14 protein-coding genes and 1 pseudogene are annotated in these 20,375 nt (G+C 38.1%); 6 read left to right on the top strand and 9 right to left on the bottom strand.

Going from position 1 to position 20,375, the window contains the following annotated elements:
• Window positions 1–3 precede the first annotated feature (3 nt).
• The 3 genes from RMZ41_RS18110 (at window position 4) to RMZ41_RS18120 (ending at window position 6,006) form a co-directional block, all read left to right on the top strand.
• Window positions 4–1,662, top strand: a complete 1,659-nt coding sequence (locus RMZ41_RS18110) for a hypothetical protein (RefSeq protein ID WP_322641209.1) — start codon at window positions 4–6, stop codon at window positions 1,660–1,662.
• A gap of 62 nt (window positions 1,663–1,724) precedes the next feature.
• Window positions 1,725–4,520 (top strand): tetratricopeptide repeat protein, encoded by a 2,796-nt coding sequence (locus RMZ41_RS18115; protein ID WP_322641208.1) that lies wholly within the window; start codon window positions 1,725–1,727, stop codon window positions 4,518–4,520.
• On the top strand, window positions 4,489–6,006 hold the full coding sequence (locus RMZ41_RS18120) for a radical SAM/SPASM domain-containing protein (protein ID WP_322641207.1): 1,518 nt from the start codon (window positions 4,489–4,491) through the stop codon (window positions 6,004–6,006). The genes RMZ41_RS18115 and RMZ41_RS18120 overlap by 32 nt, the downstream gene beginning before the upstream one ends.
• Before the next feature lie 404 nt (window positions 6,007–6,410).
• On the opposite strand, the gene RMZ41_RS18125 is transcribed toward RMZ41_RS18120, so the two are convergent.
• The 6 genes from RMZ41_RS18125 to RMZ41_RS18150 form a co-directional block, all read right to left on the bottom strand.
• Window positions 6,411–7,112 carry a hypothetical protein gene (locus RMZ41_RS18125; protein ID WP_322641206.1) on the bottom strand — a complete coding sequence of 234 codons (702 nt, stop codon included), beginning with the start codon at window positions 7,110–7,112 and terminating at the stop codon, window positions 6,411–6,413.
• Between the two features lie 763 nt (window positions 7,113–7,875).
• Window positions 7,876–9,069 carry an MFS transporter gene (locus RMZ41_RS18130; RefSeq protein ID WP_322641205.1) on the bottom strand — a complete coding sequence of 398 codons (1,194 nt, stop codon included), beginning with the start codon at window positions 9,067–9,069 and terminating at the stop codon, window positions 7,876–7,878.
• Window positions 9,070–9,081: 12 nt separating this feature from the next.
• Entirely contained in the window at window positions 9,082–9,654 is a 573-nt protein-coding gene (locus RMZ41_RS18135) for a Uma2 family endonuclease (protein ID WP_322641204.1), read from the bottom strand.
• Between the two features lie 109 nt (window positions 9,655–9,763).
• Window positions 9,764–11,923, bottom strand: a complete 2,160-nt coding sequence (gene recQ, locus RMZ41_RS18140; RefSeq protein ID WP_322641203.1) for a DNA helicase RecQ — start codon at window positions 11,921–11,923, stop codon at window positions 9,764–9,766.
• Window positions 11,924–12,040: 117 nt separating this feature from the next.
• Entirely contained in the window at window positions 12,041–12,325 is a 285-nt protein-coding gene (locus RMZ41_RS18145; RefSeq protein WP_322641202.1) for a type II toxin-antitoxin system YafQ family toxin, read from the bottom strand.
• Window positions 12,318–12,563 (bottom strand): hypothetical protein, encoded by a 246-nt coding sequence (locus RMZ41_RS18150; protein ID WP_322641201.1) that lies wholly within the window; start codon window positions 12,561–12,563, stop codon window positions 12,318–12,320. The genes RMZ41_RS18145 and RMZ41_RS18150 overlap by 8 nt, the downstream gene beginning before the upstream one ends.
• 504 nt (window positions 12,564–13,067) lie before the next feature.
• Between RMZ41_RS18150 and RMZ41_RS18155 the strand changes: the two genes are divergently transcribed.
• Window positions 13,068–13,133, top strand: a complete 66-nt coding sequence (locus tag RMZ41_RS18155; protein WP_409875584.1) for a hypothetical protein — start codon at window positions 13,068–13,070, stop codon at window positions 13,131–13,133.
• Window positions 13,134–13,694: 561 nt separating this feature from the next.
• Here RMZ41_RS18155 and RMZ41_RS18160 read toward each other — a convergent pair.
• The 3 genes and pseudogenes from RMZ41_RS18160 to RMZ41_RS18170 all read right to left on the bottom strand — a co-directional run.
• Window positions 13,695–14,444: pseudogene (locus RMZ41_RS18160) on the bottom strand (AAA-like domain-containing protein); the annotation flags it as partial.
• A gap of 133 nt (window positions 14,445–14,577) precedes the next feature.
• Window positions 14,578–15,957 (bottom strand): AAA-like domain-containing protein, encoded by a 1,380-nt coding sequence (locus RMZ41_RS18165; RefSeq protein ID WP_322641199.1) that lies wholly within the window; start codon window positions 15,955–15,957, stop codon window positions 14,578–14,580.
• Between the two features lie 283 nt (window positions 15,958–16,240).
• Complete coding sequence (locus tag RMZ41_RS18170) at window positions 16,241–16,903, bottom strand: class I SAM-dependent methyltransferase (RefSeq protein WP_322641198.1); 663 nt, start codon at window positions 16,901–16,903, stop codon at window positions 16,241–16,243.
• Window positions 16,904–17,024: 121 nt separating this feature from the next.
• On the opposite strand from RMZ41_RS18170, the gene RMZ41_RS18175 reads away from it, so the two are divergent.
• Window positions 17,025–19,016, top strand: a complete 1,992-nt coding sequence (locus RMZ41_RS18175; protein WP_322641197.1) for an alpha-amylase family glycosyl hydrolase — start codon at window positions 17,025–17,027, stop codon at window positions 19,014–19,016.
• 395 nt (window positions 19,017–19,411) lie between these two features.
• Window positions 19,412–20,350, top strand: a complete 939-nt coding sequence (locus tag RMZ41_RS18180) for a phosphoribulokinase (protein WP_322641226.1) — start codon at window positions 19,412–19,414, stop codon at window positions 20,348–20,350.
• Window positions 20,351–20,375: the final 25 nt, after the last annotated feature.

A 20,375-nucleotide genomic window follows, 5' to 3' on the forward strand; every position in this document is an offset into this window, starting at 1 on the left:
GCAATGAAAAATTCCTCAGATTTACGAAAAAAATATCTTGAGCAGCTAATAGTCCGTTTAAAAAGTGACATTGAAAGTATTAGCGACCAAATAGGATGGACAGTTAATGATGTAGATAAGAATAAATTGCAAAGACAACTGGATAATAAATTTGAAGAAATAAAAAAAGCTGATTCAGAATTAAACCAGCTAAATCAAGAATCTTTAGAGCAAGTCGATCCTGATAAAATTCCATTCACTAATCGAGATGCTGCAATTACTGAAATTACAGCAAATAATTCTCCTACTTATCGCCTGATAACGGCTCCTAAAGGTTACGGAAAAACAGAATTTCTCAAACAGATCCAGAAGCGCTTTCAAGAATTACAATGGTGTTGCGCTTACGCTTCTATGTCTGGAGATCAAAATATTGAAGACTTAGAAAAGAAATTAGCTAGTTCTCTCAATCTTCAAATCGAAGAAGGACAGGATCTACCTTGGGGAGAACGCTTAGGTTTACTATTACATAGAAATTGGGCTAAATGGCAATCGCAGGGTCAGAAAGGTATTGTACTGCTAATCGATCTGGATGGAAATGCCCCACACAAACAACGCTTAAACGAAATTTTCGACCAGCTTAAAGAATTGGGATGGAGAATTGAAAAATGTTTGAAGGAATTACAATTTTTTAAAGATAATTCTAAGAGCCTTCGAGTTGTAATTGCAGCCCGATGTCTTACCGATCTCCCCTCAGATCGGATTTTTCCTAAACTAATACTCTCGCCTTTTAATTGGGAAGTAATTCAGGATACAGCAACAAAATATCTCAAGCCAATTGAGATGACTTCAGAAAGTTTGTCACTACTTGCAGGACACTTACTATATTTAACTGGCGGACATCCAGCAGGGATTGCTGAAGCCCTAAAAGTTTATCGAGGAGGTGGTTATACAGTTAATTTATTTTTAAAGAGTTATGGGAGCAAATTATGGGAAAAAACCCTCAGACATTGTAGAGATCAGATTAAAGAAAGTTTGACTAAAGAAAATAATCATCTCTATGAATCTATTGAAAAACTGAGTATTTTCCCCATACTAAATGGTCATTGGATATTAAAGGAAGCTGTTAGAAGATTTCAGTTACCTTTTAGTGATGATAGTTTTAAATTAAACGCTGAACTGACAAAAACATCTATTTTTACTCGTGACAAAACGATTATCAAAGATGGAATGACACGTCGGCTGCTAGTTATTGGTCTGCTTCGAGAAAGTTCGCCTGATAGCTTTCAAAGGTTGTGTGGCGAAGCGGCTCAAATTTGCTGGGAATATGTTCACGAGCTTAAATCAAAAAATGATTCTGCTGTGGCGGGAACTTGGTCAATGCAGTATTTTTTTCAAAGTCTTCAGCAACACGCTGGATTTATCAATTGTGGTGCTGATAGTCTTGCATATCGACAAGAACTTCGCAGAAGTTTCTTTGATGAAACTGTTGAAGAGACTATTGGAATATTCCGCAATACAGACCGAGAGCAAACCCATGAATTTCTATCTACGCTTAAATCTGAAGTAGAGCATGACTGGGAATTTCAGTTTCTTGTAAATTACTACCTCCACAATGACGAATATAATGATACACCCTATAGATATTTAATTCATAAACTTGACGAAGCTATTCAAAATAACTAATTAGGGAATTGGGAATTGGGATTGGTGAATTTTTACAGAAATCAAATAGGAGTCCTAATATTATGCCTGAAATAGATAAATTAGAGTTTGTTGGTCGTGAAGAACATCTAAATAGAATTATTTCTCTGGTTCAAGAAGCTAATACGCTGCACGTTGTTTTGGTGGAGGGTAGAGGCGGAATTGGCAAAACTTGGTTACTTCGAGAATTACAAAGCCGCCTAAATAAAGTTCAGTTTGGGACAAGTAAAATTATTGATTGCGATACTCCTATTTTTAATGATGCAGAAGATTTATGCACTCAAATCGCCAAGCAATTGTATGACACTACATATCAAGAATGGCTGCTCCGCTTACGACAACTACGAGAAGATGAAAACCACCTCAGTCAAACCGCATACCAAGAAGAACGCAGACAACTTGAAAAGTTTCTAGTCGATGAGATTAATCGGAAATCTAAAGAACAGAGACTAGTATTTCTAATTGATACGGTTGAGAAGTTAGGACAAGCAGAGGTAAGGGCGGAAGTTTGGGAATATATTAGTAATCTATGCCAACAACTAGATAATGCCGTATTAATTTTAGCAGGCCGCCCTAGCATTGCCCGTCAAATTTTTGAAAAGTCATTAGAAAAAGAAGAATTAACTTATTTACAGTTAAACGAATTTACTCGTGAAGATGTGCAAACATATATTCTTTCTAAGGAAGAGCAACTTCACTTTAGTCTGGGAAAAGACTTAGTTCAAAAAATAATTTTTCTTTCTGGTGGTAGTCCCATCATGATTGAATTTGGAGTAGAATATGCTTATCGAGAAGTTATTCCAGACTGGTTAGAGAGTGAAGATATAGAAACTATTCCAGCTAGGTTGGAAAAAATAGGCGGATTTGAAGCTGAGATGGTTCGACATATTACCCAGCTTCGCACATCAATGGATAGGCTAACTCTGTTACTTTCACGTATTTATCCATTAGATAGTTCTGATATTGCTAATTTATTAGAACTATCGATAGAAGATGCTCAACAATTATTTATTGATGCCCAAAGCTACTTTTTTATTAAACCAGTAATGAATGGTAATCAAATATCATTGCATGATATTGTGCGCGACTTGGTTAATAAATATGTATGGGCAGATATTGACCCTAGTTTTGAATGGAGAAAACGAGATAGTCAGATTGCTGCCAAATATTTTGAGAAAAAAGATTATCAGCTAGGCCCACAAAAAAGAATATTAGAGATTCAACTTTACTCAGAAAATTCTAATAAAGCTGCTAATATTGAGTTTCAAATTGAAGAACTAAAACAATTGCGCGAATTCAATACTACGCGATGGCTATGGAATGCTTTATACTCTGACCCGACAACAGGCTTTGACACTTGGCATGAAGTTACTAATACAATCCGTACTCAATCCAAAAAATTTAGTTTTGTTAATCAATTATTAGCAGTTATAAAAGAGTTTGAAAATGAGCTAGACCCCGATCAAAGATTTAAATTGATTATTTTTGAAGCAAAGCTAGTTCACGCCCTTCAAGACAAAAGTACAACCAAAAATGAGGTGAGAAAGTTAGAGGTAATGCTAGCTGAAAAATCTTCTAATTCTTCTCATCAAGCAGACCTTTGCAATGTTTTAGGAATGCTGAATGCCAAGTTACATCTTTATGACGAAGCTTTGCAATATCAGCAAAAATGTTTATCTCTAGTTCAAGGCAAGAAACTATCATCTGCTATTCCGCCTGTAGCCAATCTGGTTGGTTATCTTTATCGACAACTCAACAATTTTAACGATGCTGAAAAATATTATAAATTAGGTTGGGATGCTGCGATGGAGATTGACACTCCTAACAAAGGGTTAACTCAAGTTATGGCTAGTATTCAGAATAACTTGGGATATTTATACGGACTACAAAAAAATTATATCAAGTCTGAACAGTGTTTTAAAGCTGCTATTGATATGTGGTCGAGTGTGGAAACTGAACGCGAAATAGCCAACGCCGAAATTGCCTCTGCAACTATTTGGGTAAATGAGGGAAACTATATTAAAGCTAAACAGTTACTTGAAAAAGCATTAAGTCGTTGCAACAACAATGAGGAAGATGATAATCGAATATTGTGTAGAGCATACTTTCAGTTAGGCTTAAATCAGTGGTTTAGTGCCGAGGTAGTAAATGAAGCGGTTTGGGATGTAACACAGGTAAAATGGGATTTAGAGGTGCTAAGTCAGGCTCAAAATGCTTTAGAAAAAAGCCTGAAACTGGCAGAAAAATATGGAATTGAAGAGGAATTGCCTGGAATTTTGCACCAAACTGCCAGTGTTTATTGGCATCTTGGGTTTCAAAAGTGCGATCGCACGCTACAAGAACAAGCTCTCAAATTAAACGATCGCTCTTACCAGACTAGTCTAGAGTACAATGACAGGCGATATGCCATCGATAGCCTAGTAGGGAAAGCAGAGTTCGATTATTATGCAAAAGCATACCAGCGTATTTCAGATTATGCACGAGAACTTAGCGATCGCTTCCAGTCATATCAAAATACCTATCAACTATACTTTGGTCGAATATTACGGATTGAAGGTGATGTGGCATTTCAAGAAGCGAACTACGATCTTGCCTTTGCGAAATATGCTCAAGGCATACCCCAAATCTTCCAGGATGGAGGTTTTGGGCCGTATTCAATTAAACATGAGTTAAATCTACTCCAAAAGAAAATTGAACGCTTGCCTATAGAACTTTCTAAAACCCTAATCCAGCAACTTAAAAATCACTGGCAAGATAATAAAGCCCTCAAAGAATGGTGCGATCAACAAATGTTCCTGACTAGAATCCGTGCAACAAAACAGCCATCTTCTCATGCTTAGTAAAAAAATTGATCGACCCAGAATTTTAGTTTCTCTCAATTCTACCTGCATACCAACTGGACAATGCGATTGCGATGGAGGAGATTGTGCCTGTGACTTATCCCCTTTAGCAGAATTAAGCTCAGATATATCATTATCTCTAGGGATATTTGAAACAGAGTTTGTAATATCTCCTAACTCGCAAATAATGAATCTAGATGATACTTATTCTATTTGTTATGGGACTAATCATAAAGTAGTAGTTCTGAATAAATCTGCATTATATCTACTAAATTTATTTACAAAGCCTCATAAGCTAAATAATATCACAATAGATAATTATCATATTAACAAAATCGATTTACAGACAGCTATTCAAGAACTATATCAAGCCCGCTTAATTGTTCCTAAAAATAATAGCTCATTTAACCTAAATGAAATACCAGAAACTTTATCAGCATGGTTACATATCACCGATCGCTGTAACTTAAGATGTGACTACTGCTACCTTCCTCATTTAGCAAGGGATATGCCAATAGATATAGGTAGAGCAGCTATTGAATCTACATTTCGCTCTGCTAGCTTAAATAATTACCGCCGCGTCAAACTAAAGTATGCTGGAGGAGAAGCATTATTATGCTATCCTTTAATTAAAGAACTGCATTTATACGCTCAATCTATTAGCAAAGAAAGAGGTATTATATTAGATGGAGTTGTTCTCAGTAATGGAACATTGATTACACCTGAGATTATTGAGATGCTTAAAACATTGAACCTGCGTCTCATGATTTCACTAGATGGATTATCAGATTTCCACAATATCCAACGAACTTATGCAGGCGGAAAGGGTTCGTTTCAAGAGGTTGAACGGGGCATTAAGATTGCTTTGCAAAATGGACTTATACCCGATATTTCTATCACCATTAGCGGGCGGAATGCAGAAGGATTACCCGATTTAATTGAATGGATATTAGAGCATAATTTGCCTTTTAGTTTAAATTTCTATCGTGAGAATGAACTTTCAGCTTCTTACGAAGACTTACAACTAGAAGAATCTAGAATGATTCAGGGAATGTTAGCAGCATTCAAAGTTATTGAATTGAATTTACCTAATCGAAGTTTATTAGGTTCATTAGTTGACCGCGCTAATTTATCATCTGCTCATAAACGAACTTGCGGAGTTGGGCAAAGTTATCTTGTATTTGATTATCAAGGACAAATTGCCAAATGTCAGATGCAGCTACATAAAACTGTATCCTCAATTGACAGTGAAGATCCTTTAAGTGTTGTGCGACAAGATAAAACAGGTATTCAAAATTTATCCGTTGAGGAAAAAGAAGGCTGTCGTACATGTGAATGGAAATACTGGTGTACGGGTGGTTGTTCTCTGGCTACGTTTAAGGCTACAGGCCGTTATGATATTCAATCTCCAAATTGCAATATTTACAAATTTTTATACCCTGAAGCTGTCCGCTTAGAGGGCTTACGTCTTCTTAAATATGGTTAAGTTAGGTTTTGATTCTCCCTAACCCTACTTAATATGATGTACCTCATCCAATCAGGAAAGGCTAGAAATATATCCATGTTGTAGAGGCAATTCATGAATTGCCTCTACAACTAATTTTGGATAATTTATGTTTTGGAAGTCTATAGGATTACTATTTGATTTTTGCAGGACTTACGCAAAAATTGCCAAAAAGCTTAATTTATCGAACCGCCAAGTCGCCAAGAACCCTAAGAATTCGTAGAGTATGCGTAAGTCCTATTTTGAACGGAATTAGGTATTGTAGAGTGTGTTAGAACGGAGTTCGTAACGCACTCTTGTCAAGGGTTTGATGCGTTACGCTGTCGCTAACACATCCTACGTATATTTTCAAAAATTAAACCGAATTCCTATATTGTTGTAGTCCGTTACTTATATTCTTTTTCGGGTACTCTAAAAGCTGCATATTTCCATTCATTACCTTCTAAATATTCAATTTTAAATTCCCCCTTAGTGAGTAAACTAATATTTTGTAGTTGCACGGTTGCATTTTCTCCTAATAGAACACATTCAGAGTTACTAGTGGTATTTTGATTTGGGGTTGTACTTATTTGATTAATAACTTTACGCTGCAAGTCTTGATACTGTTGCTCAGTTATTAACTTAGAATCGTATAGCCTCTTTATCTCTCTCAGTTGGGTTTCTATATCTGAACCACCTTGATTTGACACGCTATCTACTTTACAAGTATCTGGCTTAAAAGCAATTTTTCTTACAGGATGATCCCACCATTTAGAAACTTGAGTTAGCCAATTAGTTGTTCTTGTTGTATGTACTACTTTTACTTGATTATCAGTCAGTTCTAAACGAACCCAATCAGTGGATCTTTTTTGAATCAAACCAGCAAATCCCCAAGACAAAACACTTCCTACTGAGACTCCAGAATCTGCTAGACGAAGCTTTATAACTCTAGGTTCTATAGCTTGTGCTATGTTAATTGGAGTAGAGGCTATAGAGTTAATATTATTAGCAAGGAAAGCACGATTCTCTTCTGTAGCACTAGAAGGCTTTACTGCTGTATAATTTGCAAGCAATACTGCTACTAGCAAAATGCTAACTCTTTTGCTCATGATTATTATTTGTTCTACTGAAAAACGTGTAAATTAATAGACTATAGTAATTAATTTCGGCTTGTCAAGAAAATAATATTTAAGACTAGCCCTTTCAAGGCGGCTCCTAAAATCTCTACTTTTTACTATGCACTGCGTCAGTTGCTAAAACGGGGAGAACCCCTGGTGTCTAGAACGGTTTAAAAGCAATTTCTTGAACTACAGAGGCGCAGATAACGCAGAGAAAAGGGCTTAAATAGAAATTTGTCGACTAAAATTTTACCCACTTTGAAAGGTCTAGTCCTAGAAATTATAAAAATCTATTTAATTAGCTTATATCCGATAACAGAAATTAAAATACTGTTTTTAAGCAATTGTACTAATTTTGATGCAAACTAAAAATATAGTAAACACCAATTTTGAAATAAAGGCGATCGCACATGAGTTTAATCGATGGTATATTATTGACGCTGCTAAATACTGTTGCTTGTCTTGCACTGCCTAAATTGCTAGTAATTTTGTCTACGAAAAGGCAAAGCAATACGACATCAGAAGTTTCTAACTCTGAGATGCCCAATTTTTCGTAATATAAGCCGATTGTCTCTAGATATCGCCTTGATGAAGAGAAAATTTAGTTATTGGTGCAAGGCGATATCTTAATGAAAGTTATATACATCTCATTTTGGAAAAAAGGAATGTGCATATTTCCCAAACATAAATTATATTTTTACTATAAAAAAGATTTATAGCAGCTTAATTTGACTTTATTGGCGCGGATTGTTTGTTATTCTTCATTTGTTTTTGCTCTAGTAATTTTAGGTCTAACAATAATAAAGAATCCAAGCAAAGTAAAAACTAACATTTGCCAAGTTACCAAATTCCAGCCTCCAATATTCCAGCATAATAGACCAATACTAGTACCTACAGCACCACCGATAAAATAGCTAGTAATGTAAACTGTGTTGATACGGCTATTCGATTGAGCATCAAGAGTGTATATCCTTGCTACATTGGTGACTTGAATTGCCTGTACACCTACATCTAGTAACAATACAGCAACGGCGATCGCGATCGCTGAATTAGAAGCAATTTTGGCAATTACTAAACTTGCAATCACCAGCGATACCGCAATAGTCAAGGAACGTTGCGAGTTACCTCGATCGGCTAGTTTACCAAAAATTGGTGCCATCAATGCACCTGCGATCGCCACAAAGCCATACATCCCAATTTTGTCAGATTGAAAATAAAAAGGCGCTCCGCTTAAATGGAAAGTTAGCGTTGTCCAAAATGAGCAAAATACACCAAACAATAACCCGCCAATTAAAGACGTTTCTCTTAACAAAGAAAAACGTTTCAATTGTTGAAGTGTTGATTTTAATAATTCCAAATAGTAGCCGTTAAATTCATTTTTGATATTAGGTAAATATATATTTAGTAAGATTGTAACAATTAAAACCATTACTGCTGAAAATCCATATACATAACGCCAATTCAACCATTCAGCAATATATCCACTAAAAACCCTTGCCCCTAAAACTCCAATCAATATACCAGTAAAAATGTTGCCTACAGTTTGACCTGTAGTTACTCTATCTATACTTGCTGCTAAGGGAAGAATAACCTGAGCCGATACTGTTGCAATCCCAATCGCTACACTTAATATCCAAACTTCAATGATATTTTGTGAAAAGGTCATGAGTAGCAACAAACAAAACAAACATCCGAGTAAGGAAAGAATTAATTTTTTCTTGTTGATTTTATCGCCCAAAGGGATTAAAAAGAAAAGCCCAAAACCATAACCAACTTGCGAAAGCACAGATATGCTACCAGCTTCGCCTTCACTGACTCGAAAAGAAGATGCAATATCTTTGAGGATTGGCTGATTATAATAAATGTTAGCAACACACACACCAGATGCGATCGCCATAATCAGTACCTGGACTTTAGTTAATGTGTTACTTGAAATTTGTTTTTCCATTCCACCTAAAATTTATACAGGAAAAAACTGGTCTACAGTACAGCTAAAACCAGGCAATAGTGGAGAAATTATATTATCATTACTAAATAAGGTTGCTACTAAGTTAAGTTGAGTTTGTTCGCGTCGATAGACCTCTAGTTTACGCGATCGCCAATCAGCAATCCAATATTCTTTGACTCCTCTGGAAGAATAAAGTTTAAGTTTAGCTTCCTTATCTCGTCTTAAGTCTTCGTTGCTAAGAGACAATACTTCGACTACCAAATCTGGTGCGCCAGTTAAATGTCCCGCTTCATCCAATGTTAGCGCCAAGGTTTCTTTAGTAGCCCAAACTACATCAGGAATCACACTATCTGATTCTGAAAACAAAACACCAGGGCTAGGAATAACTTCCCCTAAACCAGTAGACTCTGACCAAACATCAAGTTGTCCGAAAATCCTACCACAAGTTTGCTGATGCTTGAAATGAGATGCCCTACTGACAAATAATTCTCCATCAACTATCTCGTAGCGCGTCCCCTCATTTTCTGCGAAGAGTTCGACATCGTGAATTGTCCAGTGTACTCCTGCTGTTAGCATCTCACTCATCGGCTAACTCCTTTAATCTTGCTCTTGCATTTTAATCATAAATAGGTTTTATTATTATTCCTAATAATAAAATGATTTTTTTGTTGTAATACTCGTCTTAAGCAAATCATCACTTACGATTTTCCCGCCGCCATTTACTCCTTACTAAACGAATCTCATCAAAAGTATAGCCTTCACCTAGTTGTTCTTTGATGGGAGTCAGTGAAATGTCACCGAGTACTTCTAAAACTTGCCAAATTTTTTGCTGATGTTCTAGAGGTATTAATTGATTTAAATCAACTGGCTGATTTTTCTCAATTAGTTTTTCTAGATGATTGCTAACCGTTGTTGGACTAAGGTTGCGCTTTTGGGCAATTTGAGCGATATTTAAACCTTGTTGATGCAATTGCAATGTTTGTAATTCGGTGTAAGAAGAAGATGATTTGGCAGAAGATACGGAAGTAACAGATTTATTTTGCAAACCTTTTTCTTGGCGATAGGCGCGAATTTCTGTAATAAATTTTTCGCCATATTGAGCGAGTTTATGACTACCTACACCAGAAAGTTTGGCGAATTCAGCTAAGTTTTGGGGTTGCACCTGTACCATCAATTTTAAAGTGGAATCGTGGAATATGACGTAAGGTGGTACAGATTGCTCATCAGCTAATTGTTTGCGTAGCGATCGCAACTTCTGTAATAATACTTCTGCTTCTTCTGCTTTTTCACTCCCCTGTTCCCAGGTAATCTTTTGAACTGTGGTTACAGCTAGCGAAACTGTGCGTTGTTTTCGCATTACTTCCCAACTTAAGGCATTTAGTTTTAAAACTGAGTAACCATCGCTAGTTTGTTCTATTAACCCTTGATGTAAAAGCGATCGCCCCAACATTCGCCATTCATCTAGAGTTCTATCTTTACCAATACCATAAGTAGAAAGTTTATCGTGTTCGTACTGAAGAATTTTGTCTTTTTTTGCCCCGCGCAACACATCAATTATGTGCAGCATTCCAAACCTTTCTTTGCAACGCGCCACACAAGATAGAAACTTCATGGCTTCAATTGTCCAATCTTGCATGGGTTTGGGATGACGACAATTGTCACAGTTACCGCAATTTCCAGGAAACCTTTCGCCAAAATAACCCAGTTGAATCGTTCGCCGACAATCAGTGCCTTCAGCGTAATCGATCATTTGTCGCAGTTGTTGTTTAGCAATCAACTGTTCTTGAGGATCAGTTTTTTGCTCGATACTCCATTCAATTGTTTTAACATCACCAAAGCTGAAAAAGATTGTACACCGAGATGGTTCTCCGTCTCTACCGGCTCGACCCGATTCTTGATAATAACTTTCTATATTTCTGGGCATATCAAAGTGAACTACCAGCCGCACATCGGGTTTATTAATTCCCATGCCAAAGGCAACTGTTGCCACCATGACTCGGACATCATCTCGAATAAATCGCGTTTGATTGCTACTACGTTCCTCATCAGTTAATCCGGCGTGATAAGGCAGAACACCAATCTTATCATTTTGCAGTTTAAAAGTGAGTTCATCAACTTTTTTACGAGTTAAAGAATAAATAATTGTCGAACCTTCAGTTTCTCGAATTAGTTCTAATAATTCAGCGTAAGCATATTTAGTTTTAGGACGGACTTCGTAATAAAGATTTTCACGATTAAAACTGGCAAGATGGATGCTTGGTTGCTTTAGTCCTAATTGTTGAATGATATCACTACGGACGCGATCGGTTGCTGTGGCGGTGAGAGCGACTGTAGGAACATCAGGATAGCGTTTTCTAAGAGATTTTAACTGGCGATATTCTGGACGAAAATCGTGTCCCCATTCCGAAACGCAGTGTGCTTCATCAATAGCGAAGCTAGAAATACCGATTTTTTCTTTAACTAAATCGATAAATGGGAGAAACCTTTCACTGAGGAGACGTTCAGGGGCGACGTATAGTAATTTTACTTTACCGTTGAGGATAGCTTCTTCCCGCGATCGCACTTGGTAAGCATTCAAGCTGCTATTGAGAAATGTCGCGTTAATATTATTATTTCGCAGTGCTTCTACTTGGTCTTGCATCAAAGCAATTAACGGCGACACTACCACAGTTAGTCCCTTTTTTAACAACGCTGGTAGCTGAAAACACAAAGATTTTCCCCCACCAGTCGGCATTACAACCATTAAATCTCGATTTTGCAGCGCATCTTCGATAATTTGCCGTTGTCCGGGGCGGAATTGGTCGTAACCGAAGTGATATTTTAGCGCTTGTTCGAGATTGGGATACTGAAGCATAGCGATCGCTTTTTCGGGGGCTGTCTATGTGAGTAGTTATTAAAGATATCAGGATTTTAACTTACATCATCGGCAGCTTTGGTTAGACCTGGCTTTGTGTTAGCGATCGCACTTGATCTAATAAACATCGTCATGAGTACCAATGTCTAGCAAAAGAACAACTTGTTCATCATTCTCGTCATCGATTTTCAATGAGAAAACAATCCGACAATCATATCCACAAGAGCATGAAAGCAATCCTGATAACTTTCCCTCTAGCTTGTGAGTGCCCAAGTTAGATGCAAATATATCATTCTCCATAGCAGTAATAGTTTCTTCTATTCTGGCTTGCAAGTCAGCATTACGACGAGCAAATTTTCGGAAAGCTCTTTTAAATTTGCTAGTAATAACCAACTTATACATCGGCTGCACTTGAGTTATTGAGATATTCCTGTAATTCTTGAATTGCTTCACTAGCAGTCTGAACTTTGAGCCTACCTGCTTGGAATTCAGCAATGGAAACTGCTGCATCCGAGGCAATTTCATCTCGCCGACTTTCAATAATTCGGTTCTTAAGAATTTGTACCAGCATTTCTTGCTGCTCTAAGGGAAGCTCCATTGCGGCATCTAAAACTCTATCTAGGTTACTCAATTGCTTCATCCTCTTAACTATTTGTATTGATAACAGGATTTGTAAGATACAACTTACAATTTTTACATCGATTGCTTTTTTAGCTTTATTTCACTCATGTTAACTTATAGATTTTATTAAATACGTTCTTACCCATCCTGAATGATATGGAACCAAATTCTTTAGCCGAGGTTTTTGGAACTGTTGAGATTGTTAGGGAAGTGGTTAATGGGCAACGGAAAATTAACCAATCTTAAGCAGAGTCATTAGCTAAGTTTTTTAATGACCATTATTCTGGACTTTCTATAACGGCTTTTGATTTTATCTAATCTAAAATTCAAAATTACCTCAGCATCGATCTAACCGAGAATTTGCATTTCTTACTCTTTCATGATGTCCTATCTGGTTACATTTTAACTGTGATTCTAAAGCATCAATCTTTCGTAAAAGCGAAACTCCCCATGCTAGAGAAATGGCTAACTTGATTGTCATACCCACGAGTAAAAGTGTCACTATTGTCGCACCTTTCTTTTGTTGAGCAAGCCTTTTTTGTTGTTCTGCAAGTCGTGCTTCAACCTCTTTAGCACGTTCAGCTTCTAACGCTTGCTGCATTTCTTGTCGATCTAATTCTTCGCTAGCAGCTAAGAACCGATAATCTAAATTGCTCAAGCTTTTGCCATGTGCCCAAACTTGGGCATCAGTCAAGGCTTGTCCGCGCAATAGGCGAGATTTATCCTTTTCCTTTGAGGCTATCCATGCATTGAAGGCTTCATAGTAGGGGCGCAAGTAAGCTAACTTTTTTCCAACCCATTCTAAACTGAAAACTTCTTCATAAATTCGGTTTTTGATTTGGAGAAAACCTTGCTTTTTAACCACTAAACCTGATAGTAATAGTTCTACTTGTTCTCGACTATCGTCGGCTGGTACTTCCATTCCTTGGAGAATTTGCTGATAAATTCCTAGCAATCTAGCGGCGATTTGTTCGTTTCTGAGAATGCGATCGCGAATTGTCCGTAAATGCTCAGGTTCATCTTGTGATTCCCATTGCTCGATGATGTGCGATCGCACTACATTTTCTATCCAAAATTCTTCTGTGCCAGGGGGAATTTTTAGCGTTCTACCTATATCATCTTGAGATAAACTGACAAGTAGCCCACACAACTTCTGAGTAAGAAATGGTTGTCCTTTTGTCCAAGCTAATACTTCTTTTAAAACCTTCTGGGGATGATTATCTTTAATATCTAGTCCTAAAGATAGTGGTTGAGCTTCTTCAAATGTAAAACCATTTACTCGTATGGCTTTACCGAAATTAAACGGGGTAATGTGATTTTGATATAAAATTAAGTCTGAAGGTGTAGCAACACCGAAAATTGCAAATGTAATCCGTTCGTACTCTGGATCGATCGATCGTTGGTTATAACAGAACCGAATCAAGCTAAAAAAATCATCAACAGAAAAATCTAGCCCAAGAATACTATCAATTTCATCAATAAAAATAAATAGTTTTTCGTTAGGGAACTGAACTAACAGAATTTCGGAAATAAATCGGCTGAGTTTCTGAATCAAAGAAATATCATTTTGTTCTTGCCACCATGTTTTTAAATGGACTTTTCCTAACAGTTTAAAACCCAACCATAAGTCACCTACAACTCCCTTATACCACTGCTCTGGAGTTATATTTTCGCAACCAATATTAGTCATATCAACTGTGACACATTTAAAACCTTCTTTTTGCAAGCGATGTTTTGTTTTGACCATAAGTGAAGATTTGCCCATTTGCCTACTGCTCAAAATGTAGCAAAATTCACCCTGTTTTAAAGCTTCATAAAGTTCTATATCTGCTTTACGCTCAACATAGCTAGGAGCATCACTGGTTAAAGTGCCGCCAATTTGGTATCGATAATTGTTCATTTGATTTAAAATTTTAAATTAGTTTTCGTTCTTAACAAATGAATTGCTATCCAGACAATTGATAAAATTCATATTAAGAACAAGAATTACTTATTTTGATTATTTGTCTTTCAATAGTTTACCAGAACCATTACTATCCTGAGTGCTTTCCTAGCTGTTGGCTAAAATAAAGGCGATATAATTCACACATAACATTAGCTTGATTACCGTTGAGTTTAACCAAACCCATACTTTCTAGTTTATAAGCAGCGATCGCATCTAGTTCTACTTTTTCATCGGTTGCAATTACCTCTTGCATCGCTGACATTAATTCTGGCTCTTTTTGCAGTAAGCTCAAAAGTTCCCGTAAATGCTGACTGTAAATTCCCACTGGTGTAGATGCAGTTTCTAGTAATGTCTCTAATGTCATTTCCTGCTGACATAGATGATATAGTGCCAGGTTTACCAAATAGGGATGTCCTCCCACCATTGCTTGTAAGGGTGCAAGGCGTTTTGCCCCTTCGGAGCCTGCTGCACAATTTAGTCCATAACGCAATGCTAAATTTTGTACCTGATTGAGAGTAAACGGTGGCAGCGTTATTGTTATCCCGACATTGAAAGGCGATTGATTGAGTTTAAGTGGAATATATATTTCTGTGGTGTGAACTACCACCATCCGTAGTTTTTGCCAGATTTCATCCTGTTTTGCTTGTTCGTGCCAAAATCGCAGCATTGGCAGAAAATCTTGGGCAATATTGGGATGTTCAAAAACTCGATGGACTTCATTCAAAGCCAAAACGAGAGGACTACCATCAATATATTGCAGCAAATACGCTTCAAAATAGATTTTGCAGCTTACTTTGCTACCCATTTCTATATCCCAAAAATCATCTAGAGAGGGAAGAAGATTTAACTGTCTGCTAACATTAATACAAAACCAACGCAAAAATTTATCAAGACAAGCAAATACGTCTTCATCGGCTTCTTGAAAGTCCAGATAAACAATTTGATAACCTTGTTCTCTAGCAGAAGCAATCATCCGGTTGAGCAATGAACTTTTTCCTGTTTTTCTAGGTGCTTTGATTCGGATTAAGCAACCAGGGTATAAAATCTCTTTACAAGCAACTTCTTCCAGGGGAGGGCGATTAATGTAAAGAGGAGAACCCAGTGGTACGGGGCCACTAGGAAATTCAATCTTGCTAATTGGAAAAAAGTCTGGAGAAACTATTTCTAAGCTAGATTCTTCACTGAACTGTTGTTGGCTCTGATTTTCTGGTTCGCCTATTTTGTCTTGCACGTATTTCTTCAAGGCTAAATGTAGGTTTTTTTTTGTGATTTTTTTTCCCAAGGCGATGGAAAGGTCTTGCCACAACTCAGAGCCAACTTCCTTAATATAATTGTCACGGTAGCCTGATTCCTCTGCCATTTCACCGTAAGTTTTGCCCAACCACGATTGAGAAAGTACAAAGCACTGAATGGAAGCAAGAGGCTTATCTGGCAAAATTCTTTCTACTGCTTGCAGAATATCTTCCACGGATACTAAAGGTTAAACAATTAGTAGATAAATATATCTACTTTGGCCTATTAATAATATACAACTGAATAAATATTTAAAAAAGGAAAAATAAATATGTATGGATGTAATTTTGCTCACCCTGATTAATTTGCAGATAAAGAAAATGAATCAGGGTAAAAGTCAGTTATTATAAACGATCTTTTTTCCAAAGGTAACTTATGCAACCACTATTTTTTTGTAAAAGTGATACCACGGCAGTTTTTGCGTTGTTAACAAATCGATAAATGAGGATTTCAAGACACTACTTCTTTAATGCCAGAGTCAAGCCATCTGCGATCGCTACTAAACTAAGATTCACTCGCTCGTCTTGATACAGCTTTTGATTAAAAGCACGAATCCTTTTAGTTCTATTATCCTGCACTTGGGGATCGGCAACCCTACCTGACCAGAGGACATTATCGATCGCAATCAGTCCCCCTCTTCGCACTAATTGCAGCGATCGCTCATAATAAGCATCATAGTTGCTTTTGTCTGCATCGATGAAAGCAAAATCAAAACTTTCTGCCTCTCCTATTGCCAGTAACCGATCCAAAGTCTCCAAAGCTGGGGCAATGTGCAGTTGAATTTTATCCTCCACTCCAGCTTGCTGCCAATAACGCCGAGCGATCGCTGTAAATTCCTCACTTACATCACAGGCTACCACTTTCCCGTCCCTTGGTAACGCCAATGCCACCACCAGAGAACTATAACCTGTAAATACCCCAATTTCCAAAGTTTTCTTAGCTCTTAGCAACTGTACTAGTAACGCCAAAAATTGCCCTTGTTCAGGAGCAATTTGCATTCTACCTACTGGATGCTGGGCTGTTTCTTGCCTCAGTTGGGTTAAAATCTCTGGTTCTTGTAGAGACACTGATAGTAAATAGTCATAAAGGTTTTGTTTTAATCCTAGTGTTTGAGTTGTCATAACATTTGTTACTTTTTTGGCTAAACTTAACAGCAAAATACTCAACCCGTCGTCTGGAATAAGGCTCAACTGTTGTGTAAGAACTTCATAGCTGAACTTTGATGACCTAGAGGTTTTTGTAATGCCTATCGATCTATTAACCCGCAAAAAGACTCATTTTGTCTTATGGCGTGTCGGTGCTTCAGAACTAGCTCCTACTCTCTACATTGGTAACACTACTCCCGAAAGCCCAGACAGATTAGCTCAATTTAGAGAAATTCCGCTTCGTCAATCAGCAGAATTTCCAGAATTGTGGGAAGTTTCGGCTCAAGAGTCTGGTTTAGTTGAAGGACAAGTTTACTTTTACTGGTTTAAAGTTCGCAACTCAGACCCTTATAGCTCTGCTAATATTAACCAAATTCTCTACTGCACAGATCCAACAGCGACGACTGTAGATCGACGTTTTCCTGCACCAACGCCGTCAGAATCGGGAGGCGTTAATAGCTTCGATCCGGCAAGCGTCGTGCTTTATCAAAATGGGACGCTGATTCCCTGCGATCCTCAAGGGCAAACTGTAAATTGGGAAGGCGATGCTCCTTTAGATACGCTGCCAACTAATAATCAACTGGTGATTTATGAATTACCAACCCGATGGACAAAGATCAACTCAAATGGATTGATTGAAGAAGGAGTCGGGACATTTCGTGATGTACTTGCACTATTGATACCAGAAGCGATCGCTCCGACTTTCCCCATGATCACCGCCTTGAAGAATCGCGCTCATCTTGTGGAACTGGGAATCAACGCCTTAGAACTTCTGCCACCAGAAGACAGTGATGATAATCTCAATTGGGGTTATGGTACAGCAAATTATTTTGCAGCAGATTTTGACTTAGGCCGCCCAGATAGCCAGTCAGCACCTACTGCTTCGACTGATTTAGCTAATCTGATCAAAGCCTGCCATCAACAAGGGTTGCGCTTTTTTGTCGATGTAGTAATGGCATTCTCACGGAATAACCCTTACCATAACGTTAATTTTTTGGAATTCTACATCAAATGGGCCAGTGGCGATCCCGAACAAGGGTCAAGAGATGGTTTTGGTGGGGATTTATTCAAGTACAACTATTGGGTAGAGGGCTATAATCCCATTACTGGGCAAAAGTCCTGGCTTGTACCAGCCCGTGAATATTTAAAAGTCCATATTGCCCACTGGTTGGAATACTATCGAGTTGATGGTCTGCGCTTGGATAGCGTGAACAATATTGCCAACTATGACTTTTTGCAAGAATTTAAGGATTTTGCCCGCACCCTTTGGGACAAAAGAGGCGGAAGCGGCGATCGCTTCCTCGTAGTTGGCGAAGAGTTGAGTGTACCGCTATCTCTTATCCAACAAAATCGTCTGGATGGACTTTGGAATGAAAAGTTCAAGCAAATCATCCGACAAGTGATTTTAGGTAAGAATGCCTGGGATGAACCCAGCTTTGAATGGAGCATCCGCAAACTAATTGATTGCCGCAACTTAGGTTTTACAGACGGTTCTCAAGCGGTAAACTATATAACTTCCCATGATGTTGGCGGTTATGGTAACGAGCGTTTCTTCAGCTACCTGGTTAGTAATGGAATTGCTGATACTGAACCGCGCATTAAGTTAGCATTTGTTTCCCTGCTTACCTCTGTAGGAATTCCCATGATTCTTGCCGGAGACGAATTTGCCGATCGGCAAGATTTGCCTACAACAGACGATCATAAGCAGATTGACCCAGTTAACTATAGCCGTGTAAAAGATGATTGGCGGCAACGCATATTCCAATACGTTGCGAGGTTGGTTCGCTTGCGTAAGACTTACGAAGCTTTAGCTGTAAATGATACTAAATTTATTCATGTTGACTTTAATGATGGTAAACGAGTTCTAGTGTGGCAGCGTGGTAATAAAGCCGATCGATTAGTAGTTGTAGTGGCAAATTTCTCTGACTACGGCACTCCTCCTGGTTCTGAGTACAGAGTTCCGAATTGGCCTGCAACCCCAATTGGCAAGCAGTGGAAGGAAATTACTCAAGAGCGGATAGTTCCATCCGAATGGGTAGGCAGAGAAGGTATCTTTCCTTGGGAAGCAAAAGTGTACGCTCTAGTTTAATCTTGATACCGCTCAGTGAAAGACGATCTTAGGTCAGGTATGGTAGGTCAACCTGACCGATTTTTATTGCCAGAGTGAAACAAATGACTCTATCAGCTATGTAGATTCAAGTAAGTGGACGGAAATAAATCTAACTATATTACAAAACGTACACAGGCTTCAAACTGTTATCAATGACCAATGACAAAGGACAGCCCGCACTAGTTAGTTTTAATTACATCGACCTACTTAGTTAGATTGCAACTACTATGCAATAAACCAGCGCATAGATATTTTATATGTAGAGATATTGCATACCAAGGCTTTGCTTGAGTTACTTGCCTAAACCCTTCTAGAATAAAAACTATTGTAGGGAAATTCTATTAATAAACATTACTTATATTCTGGGAGGTATGATGAGCCGTCCAATAATTCTTGGTATTGTGGGTGACAGCGCTGCTGGTAAAACAACACTAACGCGAGGAATCGCTCAGGCACTTGGCCCAGAAAATGTCACAATCATCTGCACAGATGATTACCACCGTTACGATCGCCAACAACGTGCAGAAATTGGGATCACTGCTCTCCATCCCGACTGCAACCACTTAGATATTATGCAGCAACATTTGTCGTTGCTACGCACAGGACAACCAATTCTCAAGCCAGTTTATAGTCACAAAACAGGCACATTCGAAGCACCGCATTATATCAAGCCCAGTAAATTCGTGATTATCGAAGGATTACTTGGTTATTCTACTCGTGCCGCCCGTGATTCTTATGATGTTAAAGTCTACCTTGCACCTCCTGAAGAGTTACGTGCTAAGTGGAAAGTCAAGCGAGATACCCAAAAGCGGGGCTACACACCTGAACAGGTGCTAGCAGAACTAGAAAAACGCGAACCAGACTCAGCCCAATTTATCCGTCCGCAACGGCAATGGTCTGATATAGTCATTAGTTTCTATCCACCGACTGATGAAGATGATGAAACCAATGGACATTTAAATGTCAGATTGGTACTGCGTCCGACAATTCCCCATCCAGATTTCACCGTAATTACCAATTCTGGCTATGGTAATTCTGACTCAGCCATCCGCCTGGGGCTTGACAGGGATATGTGTAAGCCGGTAGATGTCCTAGAAGTTGATGGTCATGCCACCTTAGAACAGGTGAATAAGCTAGAGCATATTATTTGTTCTGATATGCCTCATTTACGAAGTATTTGCGATCGCGAAAGTAATCCCGAACTGGGTAAAATTGCTGGTACAACTGGGGAGACATTGCAAAGTTACCCTCTTGCTCTGACTCAGCTAATTATTACCTACCACATGCTCAAAGCAACGCAAATGCATCAATAATTAGGGAAATGAAGGGGTTTAAGTT

Source organism: Nostoc sp. DedVER02, from assembly GCF_034530675.2.
Taxonomy (GTDB): domain Bacteria; phylum Cyanobacteriota; class Cyanobacteriia; order Cyanobacteriales; family Nostocaceae; genus Nostoc.